The following is a 24,686-nucleotide window of genomic DNA, read 5'->3' as shown; positions in this document are numbered from 1 at the left end:
ACTGAAGAGGATAAATGAATGGAGTTGAAGAAAGATGAAAATCATTTCCTTGGTTACAGGTGTCATCCAAGAAAATTGCTATTTAGTCTATGATGAAAAAGATTTAGTAATCGTTGATCCCGGCGCAGAAGCCGACAAAATCAAGGCCGCGGTTAAAGAAACTGGTGCAACTCCCGTGGCGATTTTGCTGACCCATACCCATTACGACCATATCGGTGCCGTGGACGAGCTGCGGGATTTCTACCAAATTCCCGTTTATGTGAGCCCTTTGGAAGCCGACTGGTTAGGCGACCCTCAGATGAATCTCTCTGGCTTACCTCGTCACGACGATATGCCAGATGTAGTGGTACGTCCTGCCGACGAGCTTTTTGAGTTGCGGGAATACCAACTAGGTGGTCTGACCTTTACTGTGGTACCGACCCCCGGTCATTCCATCGGTAGTGTCAGCTTTGTCTTCCCAGAATTTGTCCTTTCAGGAGATGCTTTGTTTAATGGCAGCGTCGGTCGCACGGACTTGCCAACAGGTAATTTAGAGCAATTGTTAAATGGTATCCGGGATCAACTCTTCGTTTTGCCGGATGAATTTCCTGTTTATCCCGGTCATGGTCCTGCAACAACCATTCTCAAAGAAAAACGAACCAATCCCTTTTTTAACTAACCAATCGTTACACAACTGGAAAGGAGCAGCAAGATGACAACAACGGAACTATATGTGATTCGCCACGGTAAAACCATGTTCAACGCCTTACAGCGGGCCCAAGGTTGGTGCGATACCCCATTGACCAGTAAAGGTGCCCAAGACATTCACTACCTAGGACTGGGCTTACGGGACACGCAGTTCGTCGAAGCAATCTCCAGTGACTCCGGTCGGGCCATTGAAACTATGCGCCTTGTTCTAGGAGAAAATCGCGCCAAACCAAAACCACCGTACTCCGTAGATAGTCGCTTACGAGAGTGGTGCTGGGGTTCTTTGGAAGGCGGCTACGACTCCGAAATGTGGGGCGTCCTCCCTCGCGTCCTAGATTTTAAAACTAGTGAGCAGATGTGGGACACGGATATTACCTTTGAAGACATCGCCAACGCTGTAATGAAAGCCGATACCGCACACTGGGCCGAACCCTATGAACAAATTCGTGGGCGTGTCTTAAGCGGCATTGAAGATTTCGCTTATCGCATCGAAAAAAATGGTGGCGGAAAAGGCATCGTGGTCTCCCACGGGTTCACCATCGCTTTCTTATTAAATCTTTTAGACCCTAACCAACCGGTGCGTGTTGACTTGCAAAATGGTAGTGTCACCCGTTTGAGCTATCATGACGGTGACTTCACCATTGAAGAAATCGGCAGTACCGCCTTTATCGAAGCCGGTCGAGAAATTTCCACAAACTTACTTTCCTAAATCATTGTCTCCTCTGTTTTTTCGCCAGAGGAGGCTTTTTCTTTACTTTCTTTTAAGGAACGCCAGCCTAATAAAGAACTTTTTCGGAAAACATTTGGTTATCCTTAGAAAAAACGCTATACTGATTTTTGCAGGCTATCGTAGCCTTCAGTGATTGGGAAAGGAATGAAAACATGTTTTTTGCGAATATTATTAAAGCAATTATTTTAGGGATTATCGAAGGGATCACCGAGTGGCTACCCATCTCCAGTACCGGACACTTGATTTTAGTCGACGAGTTTATCAAACTCAAAATGTCGCCGGAATTCATGTCCATGTTCAATGTGGTAATTCAACTAGGAGCGATTCTTGCCGTAATCGTGCTGTACTTCCATAAATTAAATCCATTTGCCCCATCGAAGTCCAGCCAAGAGAAAAAAGATACTTGGAGCTTATGGTTCAAAGTTATCGTAGCGATTATTCCTTCTGGGATTTTGGGCATCTTATTGGACGACTGGCTAGATGCGAACTTGCACAAGTTCCTGCCCGTGGCCATCGTCTTAATCGTTTACGGGGTTGCTTTTATCTGGGTAGAAAAACGCAATCGCGGGGTCAAACCTGTTTACACGAGTTTACAAGGCTTTACCTATCGTGCATCGTTAATCGTCGGTTTCTTCCAAGTGCTTTCTTTAGTACCTGGGACTTCCCGTTCTGGTGCAACGATTCTCGGAGGAATTTTAATCGGCGCTTCTCGCTTTGTGGCTACGGAATTCTCCTTCTTTATGGGGATTCCTACCATGTTAGGGGCTAGCGGCTACAAGATTTTGAAATTCATCAAGCAAGGCAACAGCTTTGACTTTGAAACTAGCGTCATCTTGCTAGTAGGTACTGTGGTTTCTTTTGTAGTTTCCATCATCGCCATCAAATTCTTATTGAGCTATATTAAGAAAAATGACTTCACCGCTTTCGGTTGGTATCGAATCATTTTAGGGGCCATTTTGATTGGCTACTGGTTGATTGCGATGTAAGTATCCTTTCACTGACACCTTCTCCTTTTTTGGGGAAGGTGTTTTTTTATCTTTTCTGATTAATGAATCATTGAGAAACACTATCGTTATCAACTAAGGGATTTCTTTATCCATTCCCATTTTGCCTATGGTATGCTCAATGAGAAGGAAGGTGTTTTCTCATGGGAAAAAATGAAAAACGTGCACTAGTCGCAACTCTCGCTTGTCTGATCTTTATGTTGGTGGGCTGGTTCACCGAGAAAAGCGGGCTCTCCTGGTCCTGGGTCTTTTTCACCGTAGCCATCGTCAGCGGCGGTTTCAAGCAGACCTCGGAAGGAATCCAAGAACTACTAACTGATAAAACCGTCAATGTGGATTTATTAATGGCACTAGCCGCCATTGGAGCCTGTCTAACCGGCAATTGGTTTGAAGGGGCCATGTTGACCTTTATCTTTTGTCTAAGCGGTTATCTGGAAGAATACACGACGAATAAAAGTCGCAAGGAAATCACCGCTTTGATGAACTTGCAGCCCACCATGGCTCAGCGCTACAACGAGGCCGGAGAGTTAGAAACCGTTCCAGTCAGTGAATTGGCAATCGACGACGTACTGTTAGTACCAAAAGGCGATACGATTCCCATTGACAGTCTGATTTTGGAAGGAGCTTCCCCTATTAACGAAGCGGTGATCAACGGGGAATCCATGCCGGCAGATAAAACTGTGGGCGATGAAGTCTTCGGTGACACCCTCAATCTGGGAAATCCATTGACCATTCGGGTTACCAAAGATGTCGATGACACGATTATGGCGAAGATTCTCCGGCTGGTCGCCGAGGCCCAAGAAACTCCCACGAAGACCGCCAGTTTTATCGCCAGAATCGAAAATACCTATGTGAAAGTCGTCTTGATTGCCGTCCCTCTTTTGATTTTACTCTCCCACTTTCTCTTACAGTGGACTTGGGAAGAGAGTTTTTACCGGGGCATGGTCATGTTAGTAGTCGCATCTCCTTGTGCTTTAGTGGCCTCTGCTACTCCAGCGACCTTAGCGGCGATTTCCAGTAGCGCCCGCAATGGGATCTTATTGAAAAGCGGCGTGGCCTTGGAACAACTGGCGCACTTAAAAGCCATCGCCTTTGATAAAACCGGGACATTAACCAAGGGGCAGCCAGTGGTCACCGAAGCGATCTTTTTAGAAAAAGAGGCTTTAGCCAAAGAAATCATCGTCGCCATGGAGTCCGTCTCCACCCACCCTTTGGCAAAAGCCGTGGTGGATCATTTCGATGATGTAACCTTATCGGAGGCTTTAAAAGGAATCCAAGTCACAGATGTTACCGGCTTTGGCCTTGCCTGTGACTACAATGGCGCTACTTGGCGCATTGGGAAGCCAAGTTTTTCCGGAGAAACCTTTGCTTTTCCGGTGTCAGAAGAAGCCAATCTTGCGTACCTTCACGGACAAGGCAATACCATTGTCTACTTGACCCGGGACAATCAGCTAGTGGCTTATCTGGCCTTACAAGACGTAGCAAAACCAGAAGCTTTCCAAGTCGTCAAATACTTCAAAGAACAAGGAATCTATACCTGTATGCTCACTGGGGATAACGAAAAAACCGCCGCCGTCATCGCCAAAAACATCGGCGTTGACGAAGTACGGGCAGGCCTCTTGCCCCAAGACAAAGCAGCCATTACCGCTGAGTTCCATGAAACTTATGGCGTCAATGCCATGGTCGGCGACGGTATTAACGATGCTCCTGCTTTGGCCAATGCCACAGTAGGAGTTGCCATGGGAGACGGTACCGACCTAGCTGTGGAAGTAGCAGATTTAGTCTTAATGAAAAATGACTTAAACAAGTTGCAAATGGTGCATCAGCAATCACAAAAAATGGAGCGCATTATCAAGCAAAACGTCGCCTTCTCCATCGCTGTCATCTGCCTGTTGCTCCTCTCGAACTTCGTACAAATCCTCTCGCTTCCTTTTGGTGTGATTGGTCACGAAGGCAGCACCATTCTGGTTATCCTAAACGGCTTGCGAATGTTACGCATGACACCGATTCAAAGAACCAAGGAAGAATGTGCCACTTGTCCATTGCAACAAGCTACACCAGAAGACGCGCAGTAAACTAAAAAAGGGTAGCGACAAAATTAGTCGCTACCCTTTTTGGGTTAAGAGTTTTTAATGATGATTCCATCGATGATGTCTACTGCATCTTCACTGGCGTTGATGATTTCTTCAAACTTGTCATAGATTTCTTTCCATTTGATAATCGTCAAAAGATCGGTTTCTTCGCTGAAAAGACGCTTCTTCAACTTGGAATACAAGCGGTCAGCCTCGGATTCCGTGCTGTTCACTTCATCAATCATGGACTTCAATGTTTTGGATACTTTAAACTTCGGTAACTCTTCCGTGGCGGTGTGAACCCCTTTTGCCGCTGTGGCAATCATTTGGGCAAAGATTTCTGTTTCCGGACGCATTTCGGAGACTACCAAGTTTTCAAAAAGGTAAGTCAAGCCGTTGATGCCATCCAAGATATCATCGATGCGTTCGGAAATCACAAGGATATCTTCCCGATCGATTGGGGTAATAAACGCATCGTAAAGTTCATTGGTCAGCTCAGCGATTACTTGGTCGGAGTCTTTTTCCAAAGTGTGAATCTTTTCCGAATCCGCAATCAAGGTTGCCGGATCATAATTTTGCACTAGAACCGCAAAACTTTCCGCCGCCTGATGGGTATTATCCGCTAATTGTGCGATTGCTTTAAAAAAATCATACTGTTTCTTTCGTGCCATGTCTTTCACTCCTTAAAAGATTGCAATAAATAGCTTGGCCATAACAAAGGCAATTAAGCCACAGCCTGGGAAGGTCATCACCCAAGCAAAAACCATTTCTTTCACGATCCGCCAATCCACACTGGAAAGCCGTCTTGAAGCCCCGACACCCATGATTGCGGTTGTTTTCGTATGGGTTGTGGAAACCGGAATCCCGAAGACAGAAGCCGCAAACAGACAAATTGCCGCACTTAAATCCGCGGAGAAACCTTGGTAACGTTCTAACTTGACCATATCCATGCCTACTGATTTGATGATTTTCATACCACCTACAGAAGTCCCAAAGCCCATGGTCAAGGAACAAAAGGCCATGACCCAAATCGGAATCACAAAGCCATTGCCACTCTTCTCTGCTAAGCCATTATAGAACAGACCTAACATGAAGACCCCCATGAATTTCTGACCATCTTGCGCCCCGTGTAAAAAGGCGTTGGCCGCAGCTGCCGTCGCTTGACCAATGGTAAAAAACTTATTGGCTGTCCGCCGGCGCACGTTGGTAAAAATCAGAACGATTAATTTGGTTATCAGGTAACCCCCACCAAAACCGAAGACCGTGGAAACCACTAACCCAATCAATACTTTGATCCATTCTTGGCCATTTACCGCACCAATCCCGCCTAAAGCCATGGCTGATCCTGTCAGACCTGCAATTAAAGCATGGGATTCACTTGTCGGAATACCAAAATACCACGCCGCCACGGACCAAACTACGATGGAAAACAAGGACGCCGCTAAGGCCACTTGAGAGGCTTGGATGTTGCCCCCACCTTCAAAACTCACAATGTTACTGATTGTTTCAGCAACTTGGGAGTTGAAATAGGTCATGACTAAGGCCCCTAAAAAGTTCATAGCAACCGCTATCCAAATTGCCACATTTGGTTTTAAGACTCGGGTTGAAACAGCTGTCGCAATCGCGTTAGGCGCGTCCGTCCAACCGTTTACAAAAATAACCCCCATGACCAAAACCACTGTCACGACTAATGCAATACTCATATGCACACCACCAAAGTTATTTTTACATCAAGGATACCGTAACACGGCATCCTCGCTTTGTCACTTTTTTCTTGATATGATAGTACAAACCTAGATTATTCTATCTTGTTTTTTAGCCAGGCGCAATAGCTGATTCATGCTATTTTCATGAGAGATGGCTCATTTGCATCAAAAGTCTCTGGAAATTTTCTGGTGATTTCCTTTTACGGAAACGAATTTGGCTGTTAAGGAAAAATTCTTTACAACTTTTATTGCATTGGCGACAAGGTTTAGGTATAATGACTAGTGTTGATTTGTGTGAATTTGATTCACGCAAAACTTTTTATCCGGAGGTGAAACCCACATGCCAAACATTGAATCTGCTATCAAACGTGTGAAAACTAGCGACGCTGCAAATGCGAAGAACACATCTCAATTGAGCGCTATGCGTACAGCTGTCAAGAAATTTGAAGAAGCTGTTGCTGCTGGTGCCGACAACGTAGATGCGTTGTACAAAGAAGCGATTGTTGCTGTAGACAAAGCTGAAACGAAAGGCTTAATCCACAAAAACAAAGCAAACCGCGACAAATCTCGTCTAACTAGCAAACTTGCTAAATAATAAAGAAAACGACCTCTTCTGCGGAGGTCGTTTTTTTGTATCTATTTTTCACTAGTGGCGAGAATTTCCAAGAAGTCCTCCCCATATTTATCCAATTTATTGACCCCAACACCTTTTATTTGGAGCATCTCCAAACGGCTTTGGGGTTGTTTTTGTGCCAACTCCCGTAAAGTCTGGTCCGAAAAGACCACATAAGGGGGCAAGTTTTGTGCCTGAGCTAGCTGATTGCGCTTTAGGCGTAAACGTTCAAACAAGGCGTCATCCGTCTCTAACTGACGGACTTTCGGCTGCTTGCGATAAACGTTTTCTTCCCCTTTAAGTACCGCCACGCCACTATTCGTCAAGCGCAGCGCGGGAAACTGTCCATCCCCGGCATCTAAGTAGCCACTGGCCGTCAAGTATTCCACCAAATCCGTTAAATCCTTTTGACGCCAGTCTTTCATCAGGCCATAGGTGGATAAGGTTTCGAAATGCCACTGGGTAACTTTCTGATTTTTGGAACCACTGAGGACTTGCACTACCAGACCTTTACCAAAGCGTTCCCCCATGCGTTTCACACAGGAAAGGACCATTTGGGCCTCTCTGGTGATTTCCACGGTTTCTCCCTCATCTAGGCAATTACTACAGCGACCGCAATCACTGCCACTCTCCCCAAAATACCGCAAAATGTAGCGTTGCAAGCACATTTGGGTATGAGCGTATTGGTTCATCTCCCGCAGTTTTAAGTACTCTTGCTGTTTGTAAGCCAAGTCCCCCTCTGACTGCTGAATAAAGTAATGCTGAATCTGAATGTCTTGGGGACTATAGAGTAAGATTGCCTCACTTGGTCCCCCATCTCGGCCGGCACGTCCGGCTTCTTGATAGTAAGACTCTAAATTTCCAGGAATCTGCTGATGAATCACAAAGCGCACGTTGCTCTTGTCGATCCCCATGCCAAACGCATTCGTAGCCACCATGACCTGAATGCGATCATAGATAAAATCTTCTTGATTGCGGGTGCGTTCTTGCTCACTGAGGCCTCCATGATAGCGACCCACTTTAATACCGGCGTGTTGCAAGCGTTGGTATTGCTTTTCCACTTCTTTTCGCGTGGCACAGTACAAAATTCCCGCGGAAGACTGATTCATGCGTAAATACTCCAACAAAAAAGTATCCGGACTTTCTTTTACCACGGAAAAAGCTAAATTTTCCCGCTGAAAGCTCGTTTGCACGAGATTTTCATCAGGGATAGCTAACAGTTCCTGGATATCCTTGGCTACTTGAGGCGTGGCGGTGGCGGTCAAAGCAATCACTGGCACCTCTCCGGAAAATGTGGCCAATAAGGTCGGGAGCGCCAAATAACTAGGGCGAAAATCATGGCCCCACTGGGAAATACAATGCGCCTCGTCCACCGCAATCAAAGAAACTTGGATGCAGGAAAGTAAACGCACCAACTCCCCACTTTGCAAGCGTTCCGGAGCCACATACAAAAGTTTGTAGCGACCTTGGGCTAAGTCTTGCAGGCGACTTTGATTTTCCATCGCACTCAAAGAGCTATTGAGAAAAGTTGCGGGGATGCCATTGTCCACCAAGGCATCCACTTGATCTTTCATCAAAGCGATCAAAGGGGAGACTACTAAGGTCACTCCGGGCAAAAGTAGCGCCGGTAATTGATAACAAATCGACTTCCCGCCGCCTGTGGGCATGATCCCTAGAACATTTTTCTTCTCTAGGACATGACGAATCAGCTCTTCTTGGCCCGGGCGAAACCCTTGGTAGCCGAATGTTTCCTGTAAGAGCCGGGTTGCATTTTCCAAAAATCTTCCTCCTCCATGAAAAGAGCAGATCAAAATTGACCTGCTGCTTCCAGTACCGTTAATTCAAATAAAAGTTCTTTATCCATCCGACCGGTTTTCACCAAATAGTCATTTTCAATCAGACGATCATACAAGTGTTGCAACCGTTGTGGGGAAAATTTCCGCACTCGTTGCATGGCCAGCTTCACACGATAAGGATGAACCCCTAAAGTTTTGGCAATATTTGACTGCTGATATCCGAGCTTCATCAAAATCTGCGTCTGTAGGTACAAGCGCAGCTGACTGATTAACACCGCGTTGAGCTTAATGGTCTCTTCACCTTGCAAAAGCAGGTCCTGATACAAACGCAAAGCCTGCTCCGTGCGCCCTTGCAACAAGTGGTCGGTCAAATCAAAGAGATTGTGATCCAGACTCTTCGGAATCAAGGCCAGTAAATCTTTCTCAGTGATTTTTCCCTGTTTGCCGGCATAGATTCGCAGTTTTTGCAATTCATTCATGGCCTTGGTTAAGTCCAGATCGGTTAATTGAACGAATAAAGCCAAGGTTTTTCGGTCCATATCCAAGCCACTCGCTTCCACGGAGCGCTTAATGTAGACCTCCGCATCTTTTTCACCTAAAGGCTGGGTGTCGATTAACACGCTGGCTTTTTTCAAAATCTTCGTGATTTTCTTACGCTCATCTAGCTTTTCATAAGGAGCGAAAAAAACCATAATCGCCGTATCACTAGGATGCTCCAGATAGTTTAATAAATCCGCGAAGTCATGCTCTGGGGCATTGGTTTTCTTTTCCGCCGTTAGAAAATAGCAGTTTTCTACAAAAATCAAGCGCTTGTCCTCTGCCGAAAACAAAGGGAGTGCTTCTGCTTCGGCTACCGCAACGTTGACCAGATCTTCCTCCATATCAAAGAAGACAAAGTCCAAGTCATCCTTTTGCAACTGCAACCGACTGAAAAAGGCGGCTTTAATCTTATCAATCAAAAAACTTTCCGTGCCCAACACCAAATACACCGGTGCCAAGGGCTGCTCCTGAATGGCTTGAAGCGCCGTTTGCGTGTCCATCTGCTCACATCCTTACCGCATTATCCTACCACTTACGCCAGTCTTTTGCCAGTCCTTCCTGACCCATGCGGCTTGGGCGGACTGACTAGAAAAATAGATCATCCCCTGTTGATCCGTGCGCCAAACTTGCACTTGGGCTTTTTTTAATGCGGTGAGTACTTCTTCATGGGGATGTCCAAAGGAATTCTTCACTCCACAGGAAATGACCGCCTCTTTCACTTGCAACGCTTGTAAAAACACCGGATCCGTGCTACTCCGACTGCCGTGATGACCGACTTTTAAAACATCTGCCCGCAACTGGTGATAGTCTTTTAACAAACGGCGTTCCCCAGCTTGATCCAAATCTCCGGTAAATAAGAAACGGCGGTGATTCCAGTAGGCGGTGAGTACTAGGGAGTCTTCATTTTCCCCTTTTCCCACAGTTTCTGGCGCTAAGACTTCCAAGGAAAATACTCCGCCGATTCGTTCCGGCGCTAAAATCTCTCGGACCACAGTCTTTTCAGGGAGCAGTCTGATTAACTTTTGAATGTTTTCATGTTGATGACTGCCTGCTGGAAGGAGTACTTCCTCAACCACAAATGTTTCAAAGAGACTTTGGGCATCTCCCATGTGATCCACGTCCCCATGAGTTAAGATCAAACGAGAAATCCGCCGTACTCCTTGGGACTTCAAAAAAGGAATCAAGGTGTACTCACTATTAGGTGCTTGATAGCCTTGAGCCCAGTCTTCTTTAAAATTCAGACGCCCGCCAGTATCTAAAACCATAACTTCCCGATTACCTCGGCTACGAAAAACGACGCTGTCCCCTTGTCCTACATCCACAAAGCTAATTCGCTCATCGAAAGGAAAACTGCCCACAAAAAGGGGGAAGCACACACACAGCATCACCGTCCACTTACTCCGGCACTCATAGAGATACACCCCACCTAACAAGCAACCAATCACCAAAAGAACCGGTGGCTGACCGGTAATCCAAGAAAAACCACCGCCACCACTTAAAAGGTTTCCTAATACTTCAAAGAACCCTTCAACAATCTCCAGAAAAACTTTCGGCAAAGGAGTTATCAGGGAAGCGCCTAATAGCAGTAAGCTTCCCGGTAACAAAAGCCAACTGAATAACGGCACACAAAGTACCGTTAAAATACCGCCGACCCAGGACCATTCCGCAAATAAATACATCAACAAAGGTGCGGGTAAAAGCGACAGCCACAGACCTTGTCGCCATTTTCCTGGCCGTTGAGGGACGTAAAGTAGTAGCCAAGCCAAATACAAGGATAAGTGTCCCCCAGTGGTCAATAAATATGTGGGCCAGACTAGCTGTACCCCGACTAATACCAAGGAAAAGCGATCTAAAGAAGACAATCGCCAATGCCCTAGGGCTAAAACTCGCTGCAAAAAGACGGCACAAGTGGCCCGCAAAACGCTCGCACTGCCGCCAAATAACCAAAAACCACCGACTAAGACTAGAACCATAGGAAGAAAGGACTCCTCCTTGGTTAAGCCCACTCGTCGTAAGAATTTGTCCACCAAGCCGAAGAAAAACCAAAGATGTAGCCCGGAAATACTAAACAGATGTAAAATTCCCGTCTGCTTAAATCCTTGGGCGATACTTTGAAAAGCCCCGTCTTTGTGACCAAATAATAAAGCTTTTAAGTACAATCCCGTTTTTGGAGGAAAAGTGGTTTCCACATGACTGATTAAGTATCCTCTAAGCCTTTGCACCGAAAAAGAGGCCGGCGTTTCCGTTTTGCCAAGAATCTTCTTGATTTGAAAACTACCGCTGTAGCCATGGGCATAGAGATAGTAGCGATAGGAAAACCCACCGAGATTTCGTTGTGGTGTTCCTCTGGAGTACACGCCTTGCCCTTTTATCTGAAGCTCCTTATTCCGCAAAGTCCGCCACGTAGCCACTTCATCTTTAGCGGCATAAGTGGTTACCGCAAGTTTTCCTCTGGTGGTCCAAGCATCAAACGTGATTTTGTCGCCATTGATTTCAATCGTATCGCCTTTCACCGTACAAGTCAGTTGGCAGGTTTCATCTGCTACTGCGCCCAATTCCAAGGTAGGCCAGTAAGAGAGACGCCAAAGACAAAAAAAGCCGCAAAAGACCGCCACGGCCAAAAGCCGCCACTGTCTTTTACAGCAGAGTACAAGTAAAAAATAAATCGCCACTAACCAAAACCAGGAATTACCGGTGGTTGATGCTAGTAGCACGGATGAAACCAAGAGACTCGGGAAAATCAATTGGTTTAATCCGTTAGCTTTGGACATGTCCCTCCAAAGCTTTAGCAGAAAGCTTTTCGAAGTACTTCGGATCCAATGTCACCTGATGCACGGAAGAGCCAACTCGGGCGATCAACTCTCTGGCATACGTGTCATTGTTGTAATCGTGTAAATAATGAATCTTCCGCACCCCGGCTTGCAACAGCGCCTTAGTACAGTTCAAACATGGAAAATGGGTGACATAGATTTCCGATTGATCGGCGGAAATCCCTAATTTTGCACATTGCAATAATGCATTGATTTCTGCGTGGAGGGTGCGGATACAGTGGCCATCTACCATGTAACAACCCTCGTCGATACAATGCACGTCCCCGGAGACTGCACCGTTATAGCCTCCTGCAATGATTCGTTTGTCCTTTACTAACGTAGCCCCGACTTCAAGTCTCGTACAGGTACTACGTAGGGAAAGCAATACTGCCTGGGCCATAAAATACTGGTCCCAAGGTATTCGTTGATCACTCATATGTTTCTCCTTTGCTGACAATAGTCTAAACCTCTAGCTATATTGTAATGGAAGCCCGGAGTTTTTCAACTGTCTTTTCGCCAATTCCGGAAACTTCTTGAAGATCATCGACCGAAGCAAAGGGTCCATGTTCCTCCCGGTAGGCAATAATGGCTTCCGCTTTTTTGATCCCGATTCCCGATAGTGTTTGTAAGAGACTTGCATCTGCTGTGTTAATATTGACTTTGGCTTCACTTTGACCTGGGGTATTTCCAGTTGCCGGAGCGGTGGCCGGTAAAGGCGTGTCACTTTGGGTGGCTTCTACTTCTGTCATTACATAGATCAATTGTTGATCCTCCACTTTCGCCGCCAAGTTGACGTAAGCTGTCGCGGCATCCTCTCGCAGACCCCCGGCTAAGCCCACGATATCTTGTACTCGGGATCCTGGAGGCACTTGATAGACCCCTGGGGTTACCACCGCTCCTTTGATGTCCACAAAATAAGCCGACTCCGTGGTGGTCTCCCTAGTTTCTTGGCTGACTTGACTGGTTAACAAAAAGGGCGCTTCTTTTCCTGGTGCTTCCTTTTTTTCGACGAAGCCAAACCAAAAAATCGCTCCCGCAAGCAGTGCTAGTAACAGACCTATAGGAACGGCATACTTACGCACAGTTTCCTGCCACTGGTTCATGAACTCCCTCCTTTCTCCTTGGCATAAGATACGCAAAAAAAGCTGACCCTAGTCACGACTAAGGTCAGCTTTTTCCTGTTTACTTTTCTAATAGTGTCAAAATTTCTTTGGGGCTTCGACAAACAAAGTCCGCCGGAACATCGTTTAAGAGTTGCTCATTGTCAAAGAAGCAAGAAGCAATTCCCGCAGCGTTGCCAGCCAATACATCCATAAAGCGATCACCAATCATCACCGTTTGATTTTTTGGCATCTGATACTTGTCCACTAAATAGTTAATCGCCTCTGGATCTGGCTTTCTGGCAAAGTTCCGCTCAGGGCCCACGATTTCCTCAAAATAACCTTCCAGGCCATGGAGCGCTAATAAGCGTTTCGTATCATCCGCCATGCGGTGCGTCATGATAAACTGTCGGCCACCTTGAGCTTGAATTTCAGCCAAGGTTTCCGCCATCCCCTCAAAAGGCAAGGGCTCTCTTTGATCTGCATTTTCGAAAGTATGGAGATCTTCTGTAAAAGCCGCAAAATCAAGATCATAAGTTTCAGCAACTTTTTTTGAAGAAAATTCTTTTAACATCCGATAGACATCCCGCTCTGGTGCTTCAACGTGATTTTTTACTAAAACTTTCATCACTGCGGGTAAAATCATTGGATAGGTGTCGTACAATGTGCCATCAAAATCCCAAATGAAAAACTTCATATAACTCTTGCATCTCCTAGTTTTTAAATGAATGAATCGGTGCCGGAATTCGGCCACCCCGTTGAATAAAATCAGCTGAAGCCGCTGGATTGGTTTTCATCACCGGTGCTTGACCTAATAATCCACCAAACTCCACCATGTCACCGACTTTCGTACCTTTAGCGGGAATAATCCGCACCGCCGTAGTTTTTTGATTGATTACCCCAATCGCCGCTTCATCGGCAATCATAGCCGCAATCGTTGTCGCCGGGGTGTCTCCTGGAATGGCAATCATGTCCAAGCCTACAGAACAAATCGCTGTCATGGCTTCTAATTTTTCCAAGTTTAACAAGCCTTTTTCCACTGCGGTAATCATCCCAGCGTCTTCTGAAACTGGAATAAATGCGCCGGATAAGCCCCCCACGTGGTTACACGCCATTACGCCGCCTTTTTTCACAGCATCGTTTAACAAGGCCAAAGCCGCCGTGGTGCCATGGGTACCCACGGATTCTAAGCCCATTTCTTCTAAAATCCCAGCAACACTGTCCCCTACAGCAGGTGTCGGCGCCAAGGATAAGTCCACAATTCCAAAAGGCACACCTAAGCGCTGAGAAGCGATTTGCCCGACCATTTGTCCCATGCGGGTAATCTTAAAGGCAGTCTTCTTCACGGTTTCAGCAACTACGTCAAAAGATTCCCCTTTGACTTTTTCCAAAGCCCGCATGACTACTCCGGGACCGGAAACGCCGATATTGATTTCACAGTCGGCTTCTCCTACCCCATGAAAAGCGCCGGCCATGAATGGATTGTCTTCCACCGCATTGGCGAAGACAACCAATTTCGCACAGCCCATATCAGAAGCTTCGGCGGTTTTCTTCACGGTTTCCCCCATTAAGCGCACCGCATCCATATTGATGCCGGCTTTGGTGGAGCCGATATTCACGGAAGAGCACACAAAATTCGTTTCCGCTAAGGCTTCTGGAATTGATTCGATTAAAGCTAAATCTGCTCCTTGGTAGCCTTTTTCCACCAATGCGGAATAGCCACCGATAAAGTTCACCCCTAAAGTCTCTGCACAACGATCCAAGGTTTTGGCAAACGCCACACAGTCCTGGCCACCACTAGCCGAAGCAATAATCGCAATCGGTGTCACCGAGATTCGTTTGTTAATGATTGGAATCCCAAACTCCATTTCGATATCATTGCCGACTTTGACCAAGTCTCGGGCTTTCGTGGTGACTTTGCGGTAAATATTGTCACAAGTTTTTTGAACATCCGTCGAAATACAGTCCAAGAGTGAAATCCCCATGGTAATCGTCCGGACATCTAAGTTTTCTTCTTCTACCATGCGAATGGTTTCTAAAATTTGATTTGTCTCCATCTGCTTCCCCCGTTCTCACAGTTTGTGCATGGCGTTAAAGATTTCTTCGTTTTGCACTTTAATCGAAACGCCCATGTCCTTGCCCACTTCGTTCAACTCGGACTTAATCTTTTCAAAATCACTATTCTTATCCATGGAAAGCATCATCATCATGGTGAAGTAATCGTCCATGATGGTTTGGGACACATCCAAAATGTTGATTTCCAAAGCTGCCAATTTCTGACTGACCCCAGCGATAATGCCCACTTTGTCTTTTCCAATTACCGTTAAAATTGCCCGCATATTCCCTTTTCCCCCTTTTGGTTTTTCATAGTATAGCATAAATCCCGGGAAATTCCCGCAGATTCATTAACGTTTTCACTATAGGAAGATATTTTGTTCGTGATTAAAGTAAGATTTTTCGAGAAATCTGCAAATCTGCCGCAAATTCATACAAAACCGGTGTGGCATTGGGAATCTCGATCTGATCCACTTGTTCCGGTGGGATGTCTTCCAAATACTTGACCAAGGCCCGTAAGCTATTGCCGTGGCCGACAACTAAAACATTCTTATCTTGTAAAAGCAACGGTGCCAGCCAATCTTGCCACAAAGGCAACACCCGCTCTGTGGTCAAAGCCAAACTTTCCCCTTTTGGAATCAAAGACTGGTCCAAATTGTCGTAACGACGATCAAAATGATTTTGCTCCACCAAGGGCGGTAGCTGGTAATACCCTCGGCGCCAACGCTTCACTTGTTCCGCACCGAACTCGGCTTTCATTTCGTCTTTATTCTTCCCCACTAATGCGCCGTAATGGCGTTCATTTAAACGCCAAGTCTTTTCCACTGGCAGCCACAGCTGGTCACAGGCTTCCAATACTTCCTGACACGTAATCAAGGAACGCTGCAACACTGAGGTAAACGCATAGTCAAACTCCAGTCCTGCTTGTTTAATTTTCTCACCGGCTGCTTGGGCTTGTCTGCGGCCCTTTTCTGTCAGGGGAACGTCTAGCCAACCAGTCCAATAGTTTTGGAAATTGGCCTCGCTTTCCCCGTGGCGAATCAATACCATCTGCATCTGATTCCCTCCTGTCTCTTCTATTATGGCAGTTTTTTTGGTTCTTGTCATGGCCTGGCAAATTTTTCAGGAAAACAGCGCTGATTCTTTCATAAAATACCACAAGAAAAATAATAAGATATTCCATATTTTTTTCTCAGGGAATGTGATAGACTAATGCAAGTTTAAAGACAAGGGAGTACGAACATGCGCGATTTAACCAAGGGCAGTCCTGCCAAACTGATTCTGATTTTTACCATTCCCTTATTAGTGGGAAATGTGTTTCAACAATTTTATAATATGGTGGATATGATTATCGTCGGTCAAACGCTGGGAAAAGAGGCGCTGGCAGCGGTTGGCTCTACCGGGAGCATCACCTTTTTGATTATCGGTTTTGCCCAAGGGCTCAGTGCCGGTCTGTCGATCATCACCGCTCAGCGCTACGGGGCGAAAGACTACCGTGGGGTCAAACGCAGCTTTGCCGTCAGCGTCTTAATCAGCTTATTAGTGACTTTGATTTTAACGGGGTTGAGTCTCCTTTTGATTGATCCCCTGCTGCAAGTCATGCAAACCCCGGCAGACATTTACAATCAAGCCAAGGAATTCATCACCATTATTCTCGGAGGGATGGTAGCTTCCATGGCCTTTAACCTTTTGTCGAATATGATTCGGGCTTTAGGGGACAGCCGCACGCCCTTGTTCTTCTTGATTTTTGCCGTGATTATCAACGTGGTATTGGACCTGGTCTTCATCCAAAACTTCGGTATGGGGGTCGCTGGTGCAGCTTGGGCGACCTTAATCGCCCAGTTGGCTTCTTCTTTAATGTGCTACATCTACATTCTGCGCCGGATTCCTTTGCTACAGTTGAAAAAAGAAGACTTCCAGCTGACAAAAAACGAGTACGTCACTCATTTAAATGCCGGTTTGCCCATGGCTTTCCAATCTTCCATTATCGCCATTGGTACCGTAATTTTACAAACCGCATTGAACAGTTTGGGAACCGATGTGGTAGCGGCTCAAGCAGCTGCCGGACGAATCGACCAATTCGCCACTCAACCCATGATGTCCTTTGGCGTTACCATGGCGACTTTTACCGGCCAAAACTTTGGGGCGAAACAATACCAACGAATCCTCACAGGGGTTCGCCAGTGCTTGACCATGAGTATCGGCTTTAGTATCGTGGCGGGGATTGCCGTGATCATCTTTGGCCGTAATTTCGTTTCTTTATTTGTCAGTGCCAAGGAAACCAAGGTCTTTGAATTGGCCCAAACCTACTTCAACATCACCGCTAGTCTTTACTGGATTTTGGCGATTCTCTTTATCTTACGCTATACGTTACAAGGCCTTGGTCAAGCCAAGGTACCGACCATTGCCGGTGTTATGGAACTATTCATGCGAGCCTTTGCGGCGATCTTTTTGACTCAGCTTATGGGCTATCCCGGAGCCGTGCTAGCCTCCCCTTTAGCTTGGATTGGCTCGGTGGCGGTATTGCTATATTCCTACTTAAAAGCCATGAAAACACTCAAACATTTGGCACAAGAGCAAAACAATCTTCCCCACTCTCCAGAAACTACACCGTAAAACAAAAAAACGACTGGTTCCGCCACACGGGAGCCAGTCGTTTTTCTAATCTTTACTCTTCATTATCCAAAAATGTCTCCATATCTACCACTTTACGATAGGAATTAATCGCGGTAATCCCCATGACTTTGTCGATATCAATGGAAAAGCAAATGCCGTTGCCAGGCTGATCGATCTTCAAGCCTTTGCCAATAGCATCCATAACGGTCGCCGTCAACGTATCCGGCACCAAGGTTAACACGATATCTTTTTCCGGTTCAATCTCCAAACCAAAGAAACGATTTTTTTCTTTGGTGCTCGTCCCTTTCCCATGGAGAATCGTTCCGCCATTGGCTCCGGCTTGCTTGGAGTACTCATTCACATCTTCTCCCACGCCTCGGTCTACAATTGTCACAATCATCTCCAAATTTAACGCTACTGGTTTATCCATTTTCAGCCCCCGCTTCTTGCAATTTCTGCTTTTCTTTTTGATCGCGCTCTTCTTTTTTCTTATACAAATACCCTAGTGCTAAAGTGGACAAAATCGGTGTCAAAGCAATCAGTGCCACAACACCAAAGCCATCGATTAATGGACTGCGCCCTTCAATCTCCGCGGCAATCGCCACCGCCATGGAAAGGATAAAGGTAGAACACATCGGCCCCGTCGCCACTCCACCATTATCAAAAGCCATGGCCAAGAACATCTTATCCACTTTGCGACCCAATAGGAATACTAACAGATAGCCAGGAATAAGGAAATAGTAGATGCTAAAGCCAGCCAATAAGCGCCACATGGACAAGGCCACCGCTGCTCCAATTCCCAGTGAAACCACTGCTAATAATACTTTTCGCTTAACCGTACCGCCACTTTCGTCTTCTACCTGCTTCACCATGACATGAATCGCCGGTTCCGCAAAGCCCACTAGAAAGCCCATTACAAAACCGATCGGAATCAAAAGCCAGTTGTTTTCTAAACGAGCCAATTCCGTTCCTAAGTGGCGCCCTACAGGTACATAAGCGATGTTTACCCCGTGTAAAAATAGAATCAAACCTAATGTTGTAATGAAAAAGCCCAACATAATTCGCCAAAACTTTTTCGGCTTCAAGCGAAAACTCACTAGATTTAAAAAGATAAACAAGAGAACAATCGGAGCAATTGCTAAAAGAACTTCTTCAATCTGTGTTCCCAAGCCAGTAAAAATCTGTTGTAAAAGGTTCATCTAAAAACCCCCCCCAACAACATAACCGCTAAAATTGGGCCTAATGAAGAGACACCCACCATACCGAAACTATCGCTTTCTCCTTTGCCTTGATGGATCATACTGGTGACCCCACTGGCCAAAGCAAGAATAAAGGGCACGGTTACTGGTCCAGTGGTTACCCCGCCAGCATCAAAGGCAATCGGCATAAACTCAGGACTGGTGAAAAATGACAGGGCAAAAACCCCCACATAGCCAATCAACATCATCTTGTAATAAGACAGGCGAAAAACCGTCCGCAACAATGCAAAAGATAAGAAGATACCGGTTCCAATACTTACTACGCCAATTAAGACGAACTTGGTAATCGTCCCCTCCGAAATATCCCGCACTTGCTGCGCTAGTACTTGAACCGAGGGCTCAGCAATGGTAATGCCAATCCCAATTGCGAAGCCGAGACTGCACATAATCGCCAAACTGCGCTTTTTAATCATGTATTCCCCGACTAGTGAACCCACCCGGAGCATGGAATAATCAGCGCCGAATAAAAACAAAGCCATTCCCACCATCATAATGGCCGCACCAACAATAAAAATAATCAAATCGTCCATAGATAAGGGCGCAAAGATGAAGGTTAAAATAACAATCAAAACGGTCATTGGGAGAATCGCCACAATCACTTCTTCAAAGCTTTTTTTCATAGTATTCCTCCTTTTTTATGATTTCGTTATCGATTGAGGAACGATTTCTTAGAAAAAGACAAGCATTCCTCAACGGACACTAATCTTAGTTTAGCCTAAAAAATGACAAAACTCAAATCGCTTTCTCGGCTTTTCGGTCTTTTTATGGTAGGATTGTCTCTGGAAATGAGGAAAGAACATGAAAAAAAGACTACTTACAGGTCTGGTGGGACTAGCCCTTGCCGGCGGAATATTTTGGGGATTCCACAGCAATCATTCGGCGGAAACACCCTTGGCTCAAACCGAAGAAGAGACCTTTATGCTACTGACGGATGTGCATTTTCTAGCACCGGAACTCCACGATACCGGTAAAGCATTTACCTTTATTAAAGCCACCGCGGCCGGAAAAGACTTGGAATATCAAACACAAAGCCTTCAAGCTTTTGTGGCGGAAGCGCTAGCCACCAAACCTCAAGGAGTGATCATCACCGGTGATCTAACCCTAAATGGCGAAAAAATTAGCGGGGAACAACTTGCGAAAGAGTTAGCCCCATTAAAAGAGCAAGGGATTGCTTTGTACTGTCTACCTGGAAATCATGATTTATACGATGGCTGGGCACGCAGCTTCCACGGGGACAAGCAAGCAAAAACGGCTCAAATCAGCCCAGAAGACTTTAAAAAGATTTTCCCTGATGGCTACAAAGACGCCCACTCCACTGCCCCTGATGACTTGAGTTATGCCCTCTCTGTTAGTCCTGATTATCGTTTTGTCTTGCTTGACAGCAATCATTATCCAATGACCGAAAGCCGCGCACAACCGGCCACCGGTGGGAGTATTCGTGACAGCACCATGACTTGGCTAGAAACACAGCTCAAAGAAGCACAACAGAATCACCAACAAACGCTGGTTTTCCTCCATCACAATCTGCTGCAACACAATGATACGGTGAATCAAGGGTATGTCTTGGACAACGCAGCCGAAGTCAAAAAACTTTTAAAAGATTACGGAGTCAAAGTCGTCTTTTCCGGGCATATTCACGCTCAGGATATCATGGCCGAAGACGACCTGACCGAAATCGTCACCAGTTCTTACAATATCATCGACCACGGCTATGGCCTTTTGAAGCTCAATGACTCACAAGTAGCCTACGACCGCAAGACCATTAGCGTGTCGAATTGGGCCAAAGGAAAACCGGGGCTTCCCGCTGAAGTTTATAAACACGACACCTACTTAAAAGACCTTTTTCTGAACGATGGCGAACGTTTAGCTTATGAGACCCTTTTGAATCAAGGAATCACGGAGAAAGAGACTTTAGAAACCGGCGCCGATTTTTTAGGCCAAGTCAATTTGGATTTCTTTCAAGGAAATGATGGGCGCACCACAGCAGAAGTGGCAGAACTCAAAAAAGCCCCGGGCTATCAACTACTGGCCCAGGATAAATTTTTAAAAGACTATTTGGATGGTGTTTTACAAGACAAAAACTTAGCCGATCAACACTGGCGTAGCAAATAATAGTTGATTAAAAAAAGGGACTGACAATTGTCAGTCCCTTTTACTTATTCTGGATTAGTCTAGGATGGTTACTTTTACTTGACGACGACCCCAAGCAACACATTGGTCATAACTTGAAAAATGCACGTCGATGATATTTCCTTGGATGGCGCTACCGGTATCCACTGCATAAGCTTCCCCGTAGCCTTCCACGTACAAGTGTGTCCCTAGTGGAATCACGCTTGGGTCAACAGCCACTGCCATTGGGTTTTCTAAAAGATTTTGGCCGGTTGCGGTAACAGTCCCGCCTCCTAGTGCGTCGGCTGGGTCACTACTATAAGCAGTTGCTTCCATGTACATCGTTGTCCCGGAGTAGTTTGCTTCTTCTGTAGTTGTCGTTACTGGTTCGCTTGTTTCAGCGGGAGCAGCTTCAGTAGTCGTTTCAGCAACAGCTTTTGGTGTTTCAGTTTGCGCAGCAGTTGCAGCTGGAGAATCGGTATTAATTTTTAAAACTTCGCCGTCGTAAATCATGTCGGCATTTTCGATGTTGTTATCATTCGCGATGGTTTGGATGTAATCATCTGAACCATAGTATTTCATAGACAAGCCCCAAAGTGTATCGGAGGATGTTACGGTATGTTCGATTTCAGCGGCATCGGATTGACTACCGAATGCTGCAACTCCTGCTAAGACTGCTGTTCCAAATAAGATTGATTTGATCAGTTTCATGTATGTGTCTCCTTCAAGTTGTTTTTCGTTAGTCTTATTGACAGGAACATCATAACAAGGTGCGGGCTCTTGTGGGTAACAACACCTTGACAGAATGTTGCAGATTTGTGAATATCTTACAAAACCCTTGGTCAAAAAAAATAACCGTCGTTACATCCTTGTAACGACGGGCTTTTTATTTTTTGAAGAATTCTGATAATTGTAATAAGGTTATTAAGAGAAGGTAAAGACGGCTTTTTTAGGATTTTTCTCTTGGTTATTTTGCATTTGTTGAATCGTTTTCATTACAAAAACTTCGCAGCTGTAATCTTTCATTGCGACTTTTTTCACAGTTTCTCCTAGTGATTTCACAGGTGTTACCTTCAAAAAAAGAAAACCTGAACAAGATTTTCTCCCGTTCAGGTTTTCTTTTTAGCCGATTAGCCGATTTTTTTGTAAACATCGATGATTTCTTTTGCTAAGTCTGTAAAAGCAATCGAAGTCATCAAATGATCTTGACTGTGTACGGTTAACAAAGTTACTTCCATGTGATTTCCTTGGGCTTCTTGCGTCAAAAGTCCGGTTTGAGAATGGTGCGCTTCGTTTAATGCCGTCTCCGCCTGTTTGATTTTCTCATCCGCCGTGGCAAAGTCGCCTTCTTTTGCTGCTTGTAAAGCTTCCATGGCGCTACTTTTCGCATCCCCACCATGGATGATTAACCCCATGATTGCCTCTAAATTCTGTTCATTCATTGCTTTAGCCCACCTTTGCTTCCATCATTTGTACTGCTTGTTCCAAGACCTTAGCTCCATTCATCATGCCGTAATCCGCCATATTGATTACTTCAACAGGAATCTTTAAGGGCTCTAACTTTTCTTGAAATTGTTTAGCCATAAAGCGAACTTGTGGGCCTAATAAGACCACATCAATGGTTTGGCTGGCTAACTTCTTGTCTGCCTCCGAAGCAGCTACTGCGAAAATTTCCGCGTCTAGTCCTTTTTCTTTGGCGGCATTTTGCATTTTTGTCACTAGCATACTAGTACTCATCCCCGCTGCACAAACTAACATAATTGTACTTTTACTCATCCTTGACACTCCTCATTCATTATTTTCGATTTGACTCTCTTAGCGTCACGACAGAAATCGTTTACAAGAATATCTTACGTAATTTTACGAGGAAAAGGTAGTCATTATCGCATTTGTGGAACATGTTCCGCAAGATAAAACAGCCCGTGCTCCCTTTGAAGAAAAAGACTCCTCGGCTAACGAATGTTTCCAAACGAAACCTTTGCCAAAGCATGCGGGGTTTGATAACATAATAGAGGTTCAAGAAACGATTCTTTACTATAGAAAGGAATATCACCCATATGCGCATTCAAAAATCAAAAGTAGCCATTATCGGTAGCGGCTTAGTGGGCTCTTCCACAGCCTTTAGTCTGATTACCCAAGGGGTTTGTGACGAAGTTTTAATGGTGGATCTCAACCACGAAAAAGCCCTAGGTGAAGTCCGAGATTTAAAAAACTCGATTAAATACCTGGATCGTAATGTGAAAGTAACGGCTGGGGAGTACCAAGATTGTGGCGACGCAGATATCGTCGTAATCACTGCGGGGGCACCACCAAAACCCGGTCAAACTCGCCTAGATACGTTGGATATCAGTGCCAAAATCGCAAAATCCATCGTGGATCCGATTATGGCCAGTGGCTTCGACGGCATCTTCTTGGTCGTTTCCAATCCAGTTGATATGTTGGCTTACTTAGTCTACAAACTATCCGGTCTGCCGAAAAATCAGGTCATTGGTAGCGGTACTTCCATCGACTCGGCCCGCTTGCAAAACTTTTTAGCTGATTTAGTCGATGTGGACCCTCGGAGCGTCTATGGGTATGCTTTAGGTGAACACGGGGACTCCTTGATGGTTCCTTGGTCCACCGTCACCATCGCCGGAAAATCCTTTAAAGATGTCATTACAGACAATCCTGAATTAGTCGGCGATATTGATTTAGACGACTTGGTTTTGAAAACGACTCGAGAAGGCTGGGAAATCTTCAACCGCAAGGGCACCACTTACTACGGCATCGCTTCGGCGGCGGTGGGAATCATTAAAGCGATTCTCTTTAATGAAAACTCCATCATCCCGGTCTCCACCCTACTAGAAGGGGAATACGGAGAACAAGATCTCTTTGCCGGTGTTCCAGCGATCCTTAATCGCACGGGGGTAGCAGATATTTTGGAAATTCACATGACACCAAGTGAACAAGAAAAATTCCGCGCTTCTGCTGTAGTGATTCGGGAAAACACAGAAAAAATCAAAAAATACGCAGAATAAGCTCTAAAAAAGCCTGGTAGTAAGTAGCTACCGGGCTTTTTTCTTACCATTCTTTACGGAAATTAACTTGTTTTTTCTTTCTCTGATAGCCACAGGCTGTGTAAAATTCATGTGCTTCTATGCGTTCTTCCCCAGAAACCAAGCGAACACCAGCTGCTCCCGTAGTTCTCGCCCACTGTTCGATCCCCTGTAACAAAGTACGGCCTATGCCTTGATGCTGATAGTCTTTGGCCACTGCCAGAGCTAAAATATTCTTATAAGAAGGCATGTAAAGCACTTCATAGTCAGCGCCATGAATGTAGCCCACTACTTCTCCATCCACCTGAGCGATTAAAATACAGTGTTCGGGGTTTTCAGCTAGCAGTGCAAGTTTTGCCGCCGTCTCCTCATAAGAAAAAGGATAACCTAACACTTGGGTATTTAACTGCCAGATTCCTGCCTCGTCTCCTGCATGATACCGGCGAATGGTTACGTCCATTAGACACACTCCTTTATTGGTTGAGCTGCATAAAAACGTTTTCTAAATCAGTCTAGGCTTCTCCATCCTGCTTGTCAACTAAACAAGTAACTAA

General features: G+C 45.5%; 26 protein-coding genes. 8 read left to right on the top strand and 18 right to left on the bottom strand.

Going from position 1 to position 24,686, the window contains the following annotated elements:
• Positions 1-34: 34 nt before the first annotated feature.
• From I579_RS09750 to I579_RS09735, 4 genes are all read left to right on the top strand, one after another.
• On the top strand, positions 35-658 hold the full coding sequence (locus I579_RS09750) for an MBL fold metallo-hydrolase (protein ID WP_010753767.1): 624 nt from the start codon (positions 35-37) through the stop codon (positions 656-658).
• 33 nt (positions 659-691) lie between these two features.
• Positions 692-1,396 (top strand): histidine phosphatase family protein, encoded by a 705-nt coding sequence (locus tag I579_RS09745; RefSeq protein WP_010753768.1) that lies wholly within the window; start codon positions 692-694, stop codon positions 1,394-1,396.
• 173 nt (positions 1,397-1,569) lie between these two features.
• Complete coding sequence (locus I579_RS09740) at positions 1,570-2,403, top strand: undecaprenyl-diphosphate phosphatase (protein ID WP_010753769.1); 834 nt, start codon at positions 1,570-1,572, stop codon at positions 2,401-2,403.
• Positions 2,404-2,564: 161 nt separating this feature from the next.
• Complete coding sequence (locus I579_RS09735; RefSeq protein WP_010753770.1) at positions 2,565-4,496, top strand: heavy metal translocating P-type ATPase; 1,932 nt, start codon at positions 2,565-2,567, stop codon at positions 4,494-4,496.
• 44 nt (positions 4,497-4,540) lie between these two features.
• Here the strand turns inward: I579_RS09735 and I579_RS09730 are convergent, their stop codons facing one another.
• Positions 4,541-5,164 carry a DUF47 domain-containing protein gene (locus I579_RS09730; RefSeq protein ID WP_010753771.1) on the bottom strand — a complete coding sequence of 208 codons (624 nt, stop codon included), beginning with the start codon at positions 5,162-5,164 and terminating at the stop codon, positions 4,541-4,543.
• 12 nt (positions 5,165-5,176) lie between these two features.
• The gene (locus I579_RS09725; RefSeq protein WP_010753772.1) at positions 5,177-6,196 is read right to left on the bottom strand and encodes an inorganic phosphate transporter; all 1,020 of its coding nucleotides are present in this window, start codon (positions 6,194-6,196) and stop codon (positions 5,177-5,179) included.
• A gap of 343 nt (positions 6,197-6,539) precedes the next feature.
• Here I579_RS09725 and rpsT point away from each other — a divergent pair, with 343 nt between their 5' ends.
• Positions 6,540-6,794 (top strand): 30S ribosomal protein S20, encoded by a 255-nt coding sequence (gene rpsT / locus I579_RS09720; RefSeq protein ID WP_010753773.1) that lies wholly within the window; start codon positions 6,540-6,542, stop codon positions 6,792-6,794.
• 41 nt (positions 6,795-6,835) lie between these two features.
• Here rpsT and recQ read toward each other — a convergent pair whose 3' ends face one another.
• The 9 genes from recQ to I579_RS09675 form a co-directional block, all read right to left on the bottom strand.
• Positions 6,836-8,590, bottom strand: coding sequence for a DNA helicase RecQ (recQ, locus tag I579_RS09715; RefSeq protein ID WP_010753774.1), 1,755 nt, complete (start codon positions 8,588-8,590; stop codon positions 6,836-6,838).
• A gap of 29 nt (positions 8,591-8,619) precedes the next feature.
• A complete protein-coding gene (holA, locus tag I579_RS09710; RefSeq protein WP_010753775.1) occupies positions 8,620-9,648 on the bottom strand; it encodes a DNA polymerase III subunit delta in 1,029 nt (342 codons plus the stop codon).
• A 12-nt stretch (positions 9,649-9,660) separates the two neighbouring features.
• Positions 9,661-11,919: a DNA internalization-related competence protein ComEC/Rec2 gene (locus tag I579_RS09705; protein ID WP_010753776.1), complete on the bottom strand. Its 2,259-nt coding sequence runs from the start codon at positions 11,917-11,919 to the stop codon at positions 9,661-9,663.
• Complete coding sequence (locus I579_RS09700; protein WP_010753777.1) at positions 11,906-12,394, bottom strand: ComE operon protein 2; 489 nt, start codon at positions 12,392-12,394, stop codon at positions 11,906-11,908. Before I579_RS09700 ends, I579_RS09705 begins: the two co-directional genes overlap by 14 nt.
• 37 nt (positions 12,395-12,431) lie before the next feature.
• Positions 12,432-13,061 (bottom strand): ComEA family DNA-binding protein, encoded by a 630-nt coding sequence (locus I579_RS09695; RefSeq protein WP_010753778.1) that lies wholly within the window; start codon positions 13,059-13,061, stop codon positions 12,432-12,434.
• Between the two features lie 79 nt (positions 13,062-13,140).
• Positions 13,141-13,755 carry an HAD-IA family hydrolase gene (locus I579_RS09690; protein ID WP_010753779.1) on the bottom strand — a complete coding sequence of 205 codons (615 nt, stop codon included), beginning with the start codon at positions 13,753-13,755 and terminating at the stop codon, positions 13,141-13,143.
• 16 nt (positions 13,756-13,771) lie between these two features.
• On the bottom strand, positions 13,772-15,115 hold the full coding sequence (locus I579_RS09685) for a PFL family protein (protein ID WP_010753780.1): 1,344 nt from the start codon (positions 15,113-15,115) through the stop codon (positions 13,772-13,774).
• Positions 15,116-15,130: 15 nt separating this feature from the next.
• Complete coding sequence (locus I579_RS09680; protein ID WP_010753781.1) at positions 15,131-15,397, bottom strand: ACT domain-containing protein; 267 nt, start codon at positions 15,395-15,397, stop codon at positions 15,131-15,133.
• A 103-nt stretch (positions 15,398-15,500) separates the two neighbouring features.
• Complete coding sequence (locus tag I579_RS09675; protein ID WP_010753782.1) at positions 15,501-16,169, bottom strand: 2,3-bisphosphoglycerate-dependent phosphoglycerate mutase; 669 nt, start codon at positions 16,167-16,169, stop codon at positions 15,501-15,503.
• Between the two features lie 186 nt (positions 16,170-16,355).
• On the opposite strand from I579_RS09675, the gene I579_RS09670 reads away from it, so the two are divergent.
• Positions 16,356-17,729 (top strand): MATE family efflux transporter, encoded by a 1,374-nt coding sequence (locus I579_RS09670; protein ID WP_010753783.1) that lies wholly within the window; start codon positions 16,356-16,358, stop codon positions 17,727-17,729.
• A gap of 52 nt (positions 17,730-17,781) precedes the next feature.
• On the opposite strand, the gene I579_RS09665 is transcribed toward I579_RS09670, so the two are convergent.
• Genes I579_RS09665 through I579_RS09655 form a run of 3 tightly spaced genes read right to left on the bottom strand, consistent with a single transcriptional unit; the run spans position 17,782 to position 19,608 of the window.
• Complete coding sequence (locus I579_RS09665; protein WP_010753784.1) at positions 17,782-18,159, bottom strand: P-II family nitrogen regulator; 378 nt, start codon at positions 18,157-18,159, stop codon at positions 17,782-17,784.
• Positions 18,152-18,928: a DUF1538 domain-containing protein gene (locus tag I579_RS09660; RefSeq protein WP_010753785.1), complete on the bottom strand. Its 777-nt coding sequence runs from the start codon at positions 18,926-18,928 to the stop codon at positions 18,152-18,154. Before I579_RS09660 ends, I579_RS09665 begins: the two co-directional genes overlap by 8 nt.
• Positions 18,925-19,608: a DUF1538 domain-containing protein gene (locus tag I579_RS09655; RefSeq protein WP_010753786.1), complete on the bottom strand. Its 684-nt coding sequence runs from the start codon at positions 19,606-19,608 to the stop codon at positions 18,925-18,927. Before I579_RS09655 ends, I579_RS09660 begins: the two co-directional genes overlap by 4 nt.
• 178 nt (positions 19,609-19,786) lie before the next feature.
• On the opposite strand from I579_RS09655, the gene I579_RS09650 reads away from it, so the two are divergent.
• Positions 19,787-21,100: a metallophosphoesterase gene (locus I579_RS09650; protein WP_010753787.1), complete on the top strand. Its 1,314-nt coding sequence runs from the start codon at positions 19,787-19,789 to the stop codon at positions 21,098-21,100.
• Positions 21,101-21,154: 54 nt separating this feature from the next.
• Here I579_RS09650 and I579_RS09645 read toward each other — a convergent pair whose 3' ends face one another.
• The 3 genes from I579_RS09645 to I579_RS09635 all read right to left on the bottom strand — a co-directional run bounded on the left by I579_RS09645 (position 21,155) and on the right by I579_RS09635 (position 22,873).
• Positions 21,155-21,808: a 3D domain-containing protein gene (locus I579_RS09645; protein WP_010753788.1), complete on the bottom strand. Its 654-nt coding sequence runs from the start codon at positions 21,806-21,808 to the stop codon at positions 21,155-21,157.
• Between the two features lie 419 nt (positions 21,809-22,227).
• Entirely contained in the window at positions 22,228-22,539 is a 312-nt protein-coding gene (locus tag I579_RS09640; RefSeq protein ID WP_010753789.1) for a PTS lactose/cellobiose transporter subunit IIA, read from the bottom strand.
• Between the two features lie 4 nt (positions 22,540-22,543).
• Complete coding sequence (locus I579_RS09635; protein ID WP_010753790.1) at positions 22,544-22,873, bottom strand: PTS sugar transporter subunit IIB; 330 nt, start codon at positions 22,871-22,873, stop codon at positions 22,544-22,546.
• Positions 22,874-23,154: 281 nt separating this feature from the next.
• Here I579_RS09635 and I579_RS09630 point away from each other — a divergent pair, with 281 nt between their 5' ends.
• Positions 23,155-24,114: an L-lactate dehydrogenase gene (locus I579_RS09630; RefSeq protein ID WP_010753791.1), complete on the top strand. Its 960-nt coding sequence runs from the start codon at positions 23,155-23,157 to the stop codon at positions 24,112-24,114.
• Positions 24,115-24,157: 43 nt separating this feature from the next.
• Here I579_RS09630 and I579_RS09625 read toward each other — a convergent pair whose 3' ends face one another.
• Entirely contained in the window at positions 24,158-24,592 is a 435-nt protein-coding gene (locus I579_RS09625) for a GNAT family N-acetyltransferase (protein ID WP_010753792.1), read from the bottom strand.
• Positions 24,593-24,686: the final 94 nt, after the last annotated feature.

This window comes from Enterococcus asini ATCC 700915 (genome assembly GCF_000407365.1).
In the GTDB taxonomy this organism is placed as follows: domain Bacteria; phylum Bacillota; class Bacilli; order Lactobacillales; family Enterococcaceae; genus Enterococcus_C; species Enterococcus_C asini.
This window is presented reverse-complemented; position numbering and strand designations above follow the sequence as displayed.

What these genes read in the sequence shown, in the direction of transcription:
- I579_RS09725 (WP_010753772.1), bottom strand. Translation starts at nt 6,196, where the DNA reads ATGAGTATTGCATTAGTCGTGACAGTGGTTTTGGTCATGGGGGTTATT.
- I579_RS09735 (WP_010753770.1), top strand. Translation starts at nt 2,565, where the DNA reads ATGGGAAAAAATGAAAAACGTGCACTAGTCGCAACTCTCGCTTGTCTG.
- I579_RS09640 (WP_010753789.1), bottom strand. Translation starts at nt 22,539, where the DNA reads ATGAATGAACAGAATTTAGAGGCAATCATGGGGTTAATCATCCATGGT.
- I579_RS09645 (WP_010753788.1), bottom strand. Translation starts at nt 21,808, where the DNA reads ATGAAACTGATCAAATCAATCTTATTTGGAACAGCAGTCTTAGCAGGA.
- rpsT (WP_010753773.1), top strand. Translation starts at nt 6,540, where the DNA reads ATGCCAAACATTGAATCTGCTATCAAACGTGTGAAAACTAGCGACGCT.
- I579_RS09700 (WP_010753777.1), bottom strand. Translation starts at nt 12,394, where the DNA reads ATGAGTGATCAACGAATACCTTGGGACCAGTATTTTATGGCCCAGGCA.
- I579_RS09625 (WP_010753792.1), bottom strand. Translation starts at nt 24,592, where the DNA reads ATGGACGTAACCATTCGCCGGTATCATGCAGGAGACGAGGCAGGAATC.
- I579_RS09635 (WP_010753790.1), bottom strand. Translation starts at nt 22,873, where the DNA reads ATGAGTAAAAGTACAATTATGTTAGTTTGTGCAGCGGGGATGAGTACT.
- I579_RS09650 (WP_010753787.1), top strand. Translation starts at nt 19,787, where the DNA reads ATGAAAAAAAGACTACTTACAGGTCTGGTGGGACTAGCCCTTGCCGGC.
- I579_RS09680 (WP_010753781.1), bottom strand. Translation starts at nt 15,397, where the DNA reads ATGCGGGCAATTTTAACGGTAATTGGAAAAGACAAAGTGGGCATTATC.
- I579_RS09660 (WP_010753785.1), bottom strand. Translation starts at nt 18,928, where the DNA reads ATGAACCTTTTACAACAGATTTTTACTGGCTTGGGAACACAGATTGAA.
- I579_RS09730 (WP_010753771.1), bottom strand. Translation starts at nt 5,164, where the DNA reads ATGGCACGAAAGAAACAGTATGATTTTTTTAAAGCAATCGCACAATTA.
- I579_RS09655 (WP_010753786.1), bottom strand. Translation starts at nt 19,608, where the DNA reads ATGAAAAAAAGCTTTGAAGAAGTGATTGTGGCGATTCTCCCAATGACC.
- I579_RS09675 (WP_010753782.1), bottom strand. Translation starts at nt 16,169, where the DNA reads ATGCAGATGGTATTGATTCGCCACGGGGAAAGCGAGGCCAATTTCCAA.
- I579_RS09750 (WP_010753767.1), top strand. Translation starts at nt 35, where the DNA reads ATGAAAATCATTTCCTTGGTTACAGGTGTCATCCAAGAAAATTGCTAT.
- I579_RS09630 (WP_010753791.1), top strand. Translation starts at nt 23,155, where the DNA reads ATGCGCATTCAAAAATCAAAAGTAGCCATTATCGGTAGCGGCTTAGTG.
- I579_RS09740 (WP_010753769.1), top strand. Translation starts at nt 1,570, where the DNA reads ATGTTTTTTGCGAATATTATTAAAGCAATTATTTTAGGGATTATCGAA.
- I579_RS09685 (WP_010753780.1), bottom strand. Translation starts at nt 15,115, where the DNA reads ATGGAGACAAATCAAATTTTAGAAACCATTCGCATGGTAGAAGAAGAA.
- I579_RS09665 (WP_010753784.1), bottom strand. Translation starts at nt 18,159, where the DNA reads ATGGATAAACCAGTAGCGTTAAATTTGGAGATGATTGTGACAATTGTA.
- holA (WP_010753775.1), bottom strand. Translation starts at nt 9,648, where the DNA reads ATGGACACGCAAACGGCGCTTCAAGCCATTCAGGAGCAGCCCTTGGCA.
- I579_RS09690 (WP_010753779.1), bottom strand. Translation starts at nt 13,755, where the DNA reads ATGAAGTTTTTCATTTGGGATTTTGATGGCACATTGTACGACACCTAT.
- I579_RS09670 (WP_010753783.1), top strand. Translation starts at nt 16,356, where the DNA reads ATGCGCGATTTAACCAAGGGCAGTCCTGCCAAACTGATTCTGATTTTT.
- I579_RS09695 (WP_010753778.1), bottom strand. Translation starts at nt 13,061, where the DNA reads ATGAACCAGTGGCAGGAAACTGTGCGTAAGTATGCCGTTCCTATAGGT.
- I579_RS09745 (WP_010753768.1), top strand. Translation starts at nt 692, where the DNA reads ATGACAACAACGGAACTATATGTGATTCGCCACGGTAAAACCATGTTC.
- I579_RS09705 (WP_010753776.1), bottom strand. Translation starts at nt 11,919, where the DNA reads ATGTCCAAAGCTAACGGATTAAACCAATTGATTTTCCCGAGTCTCTTG.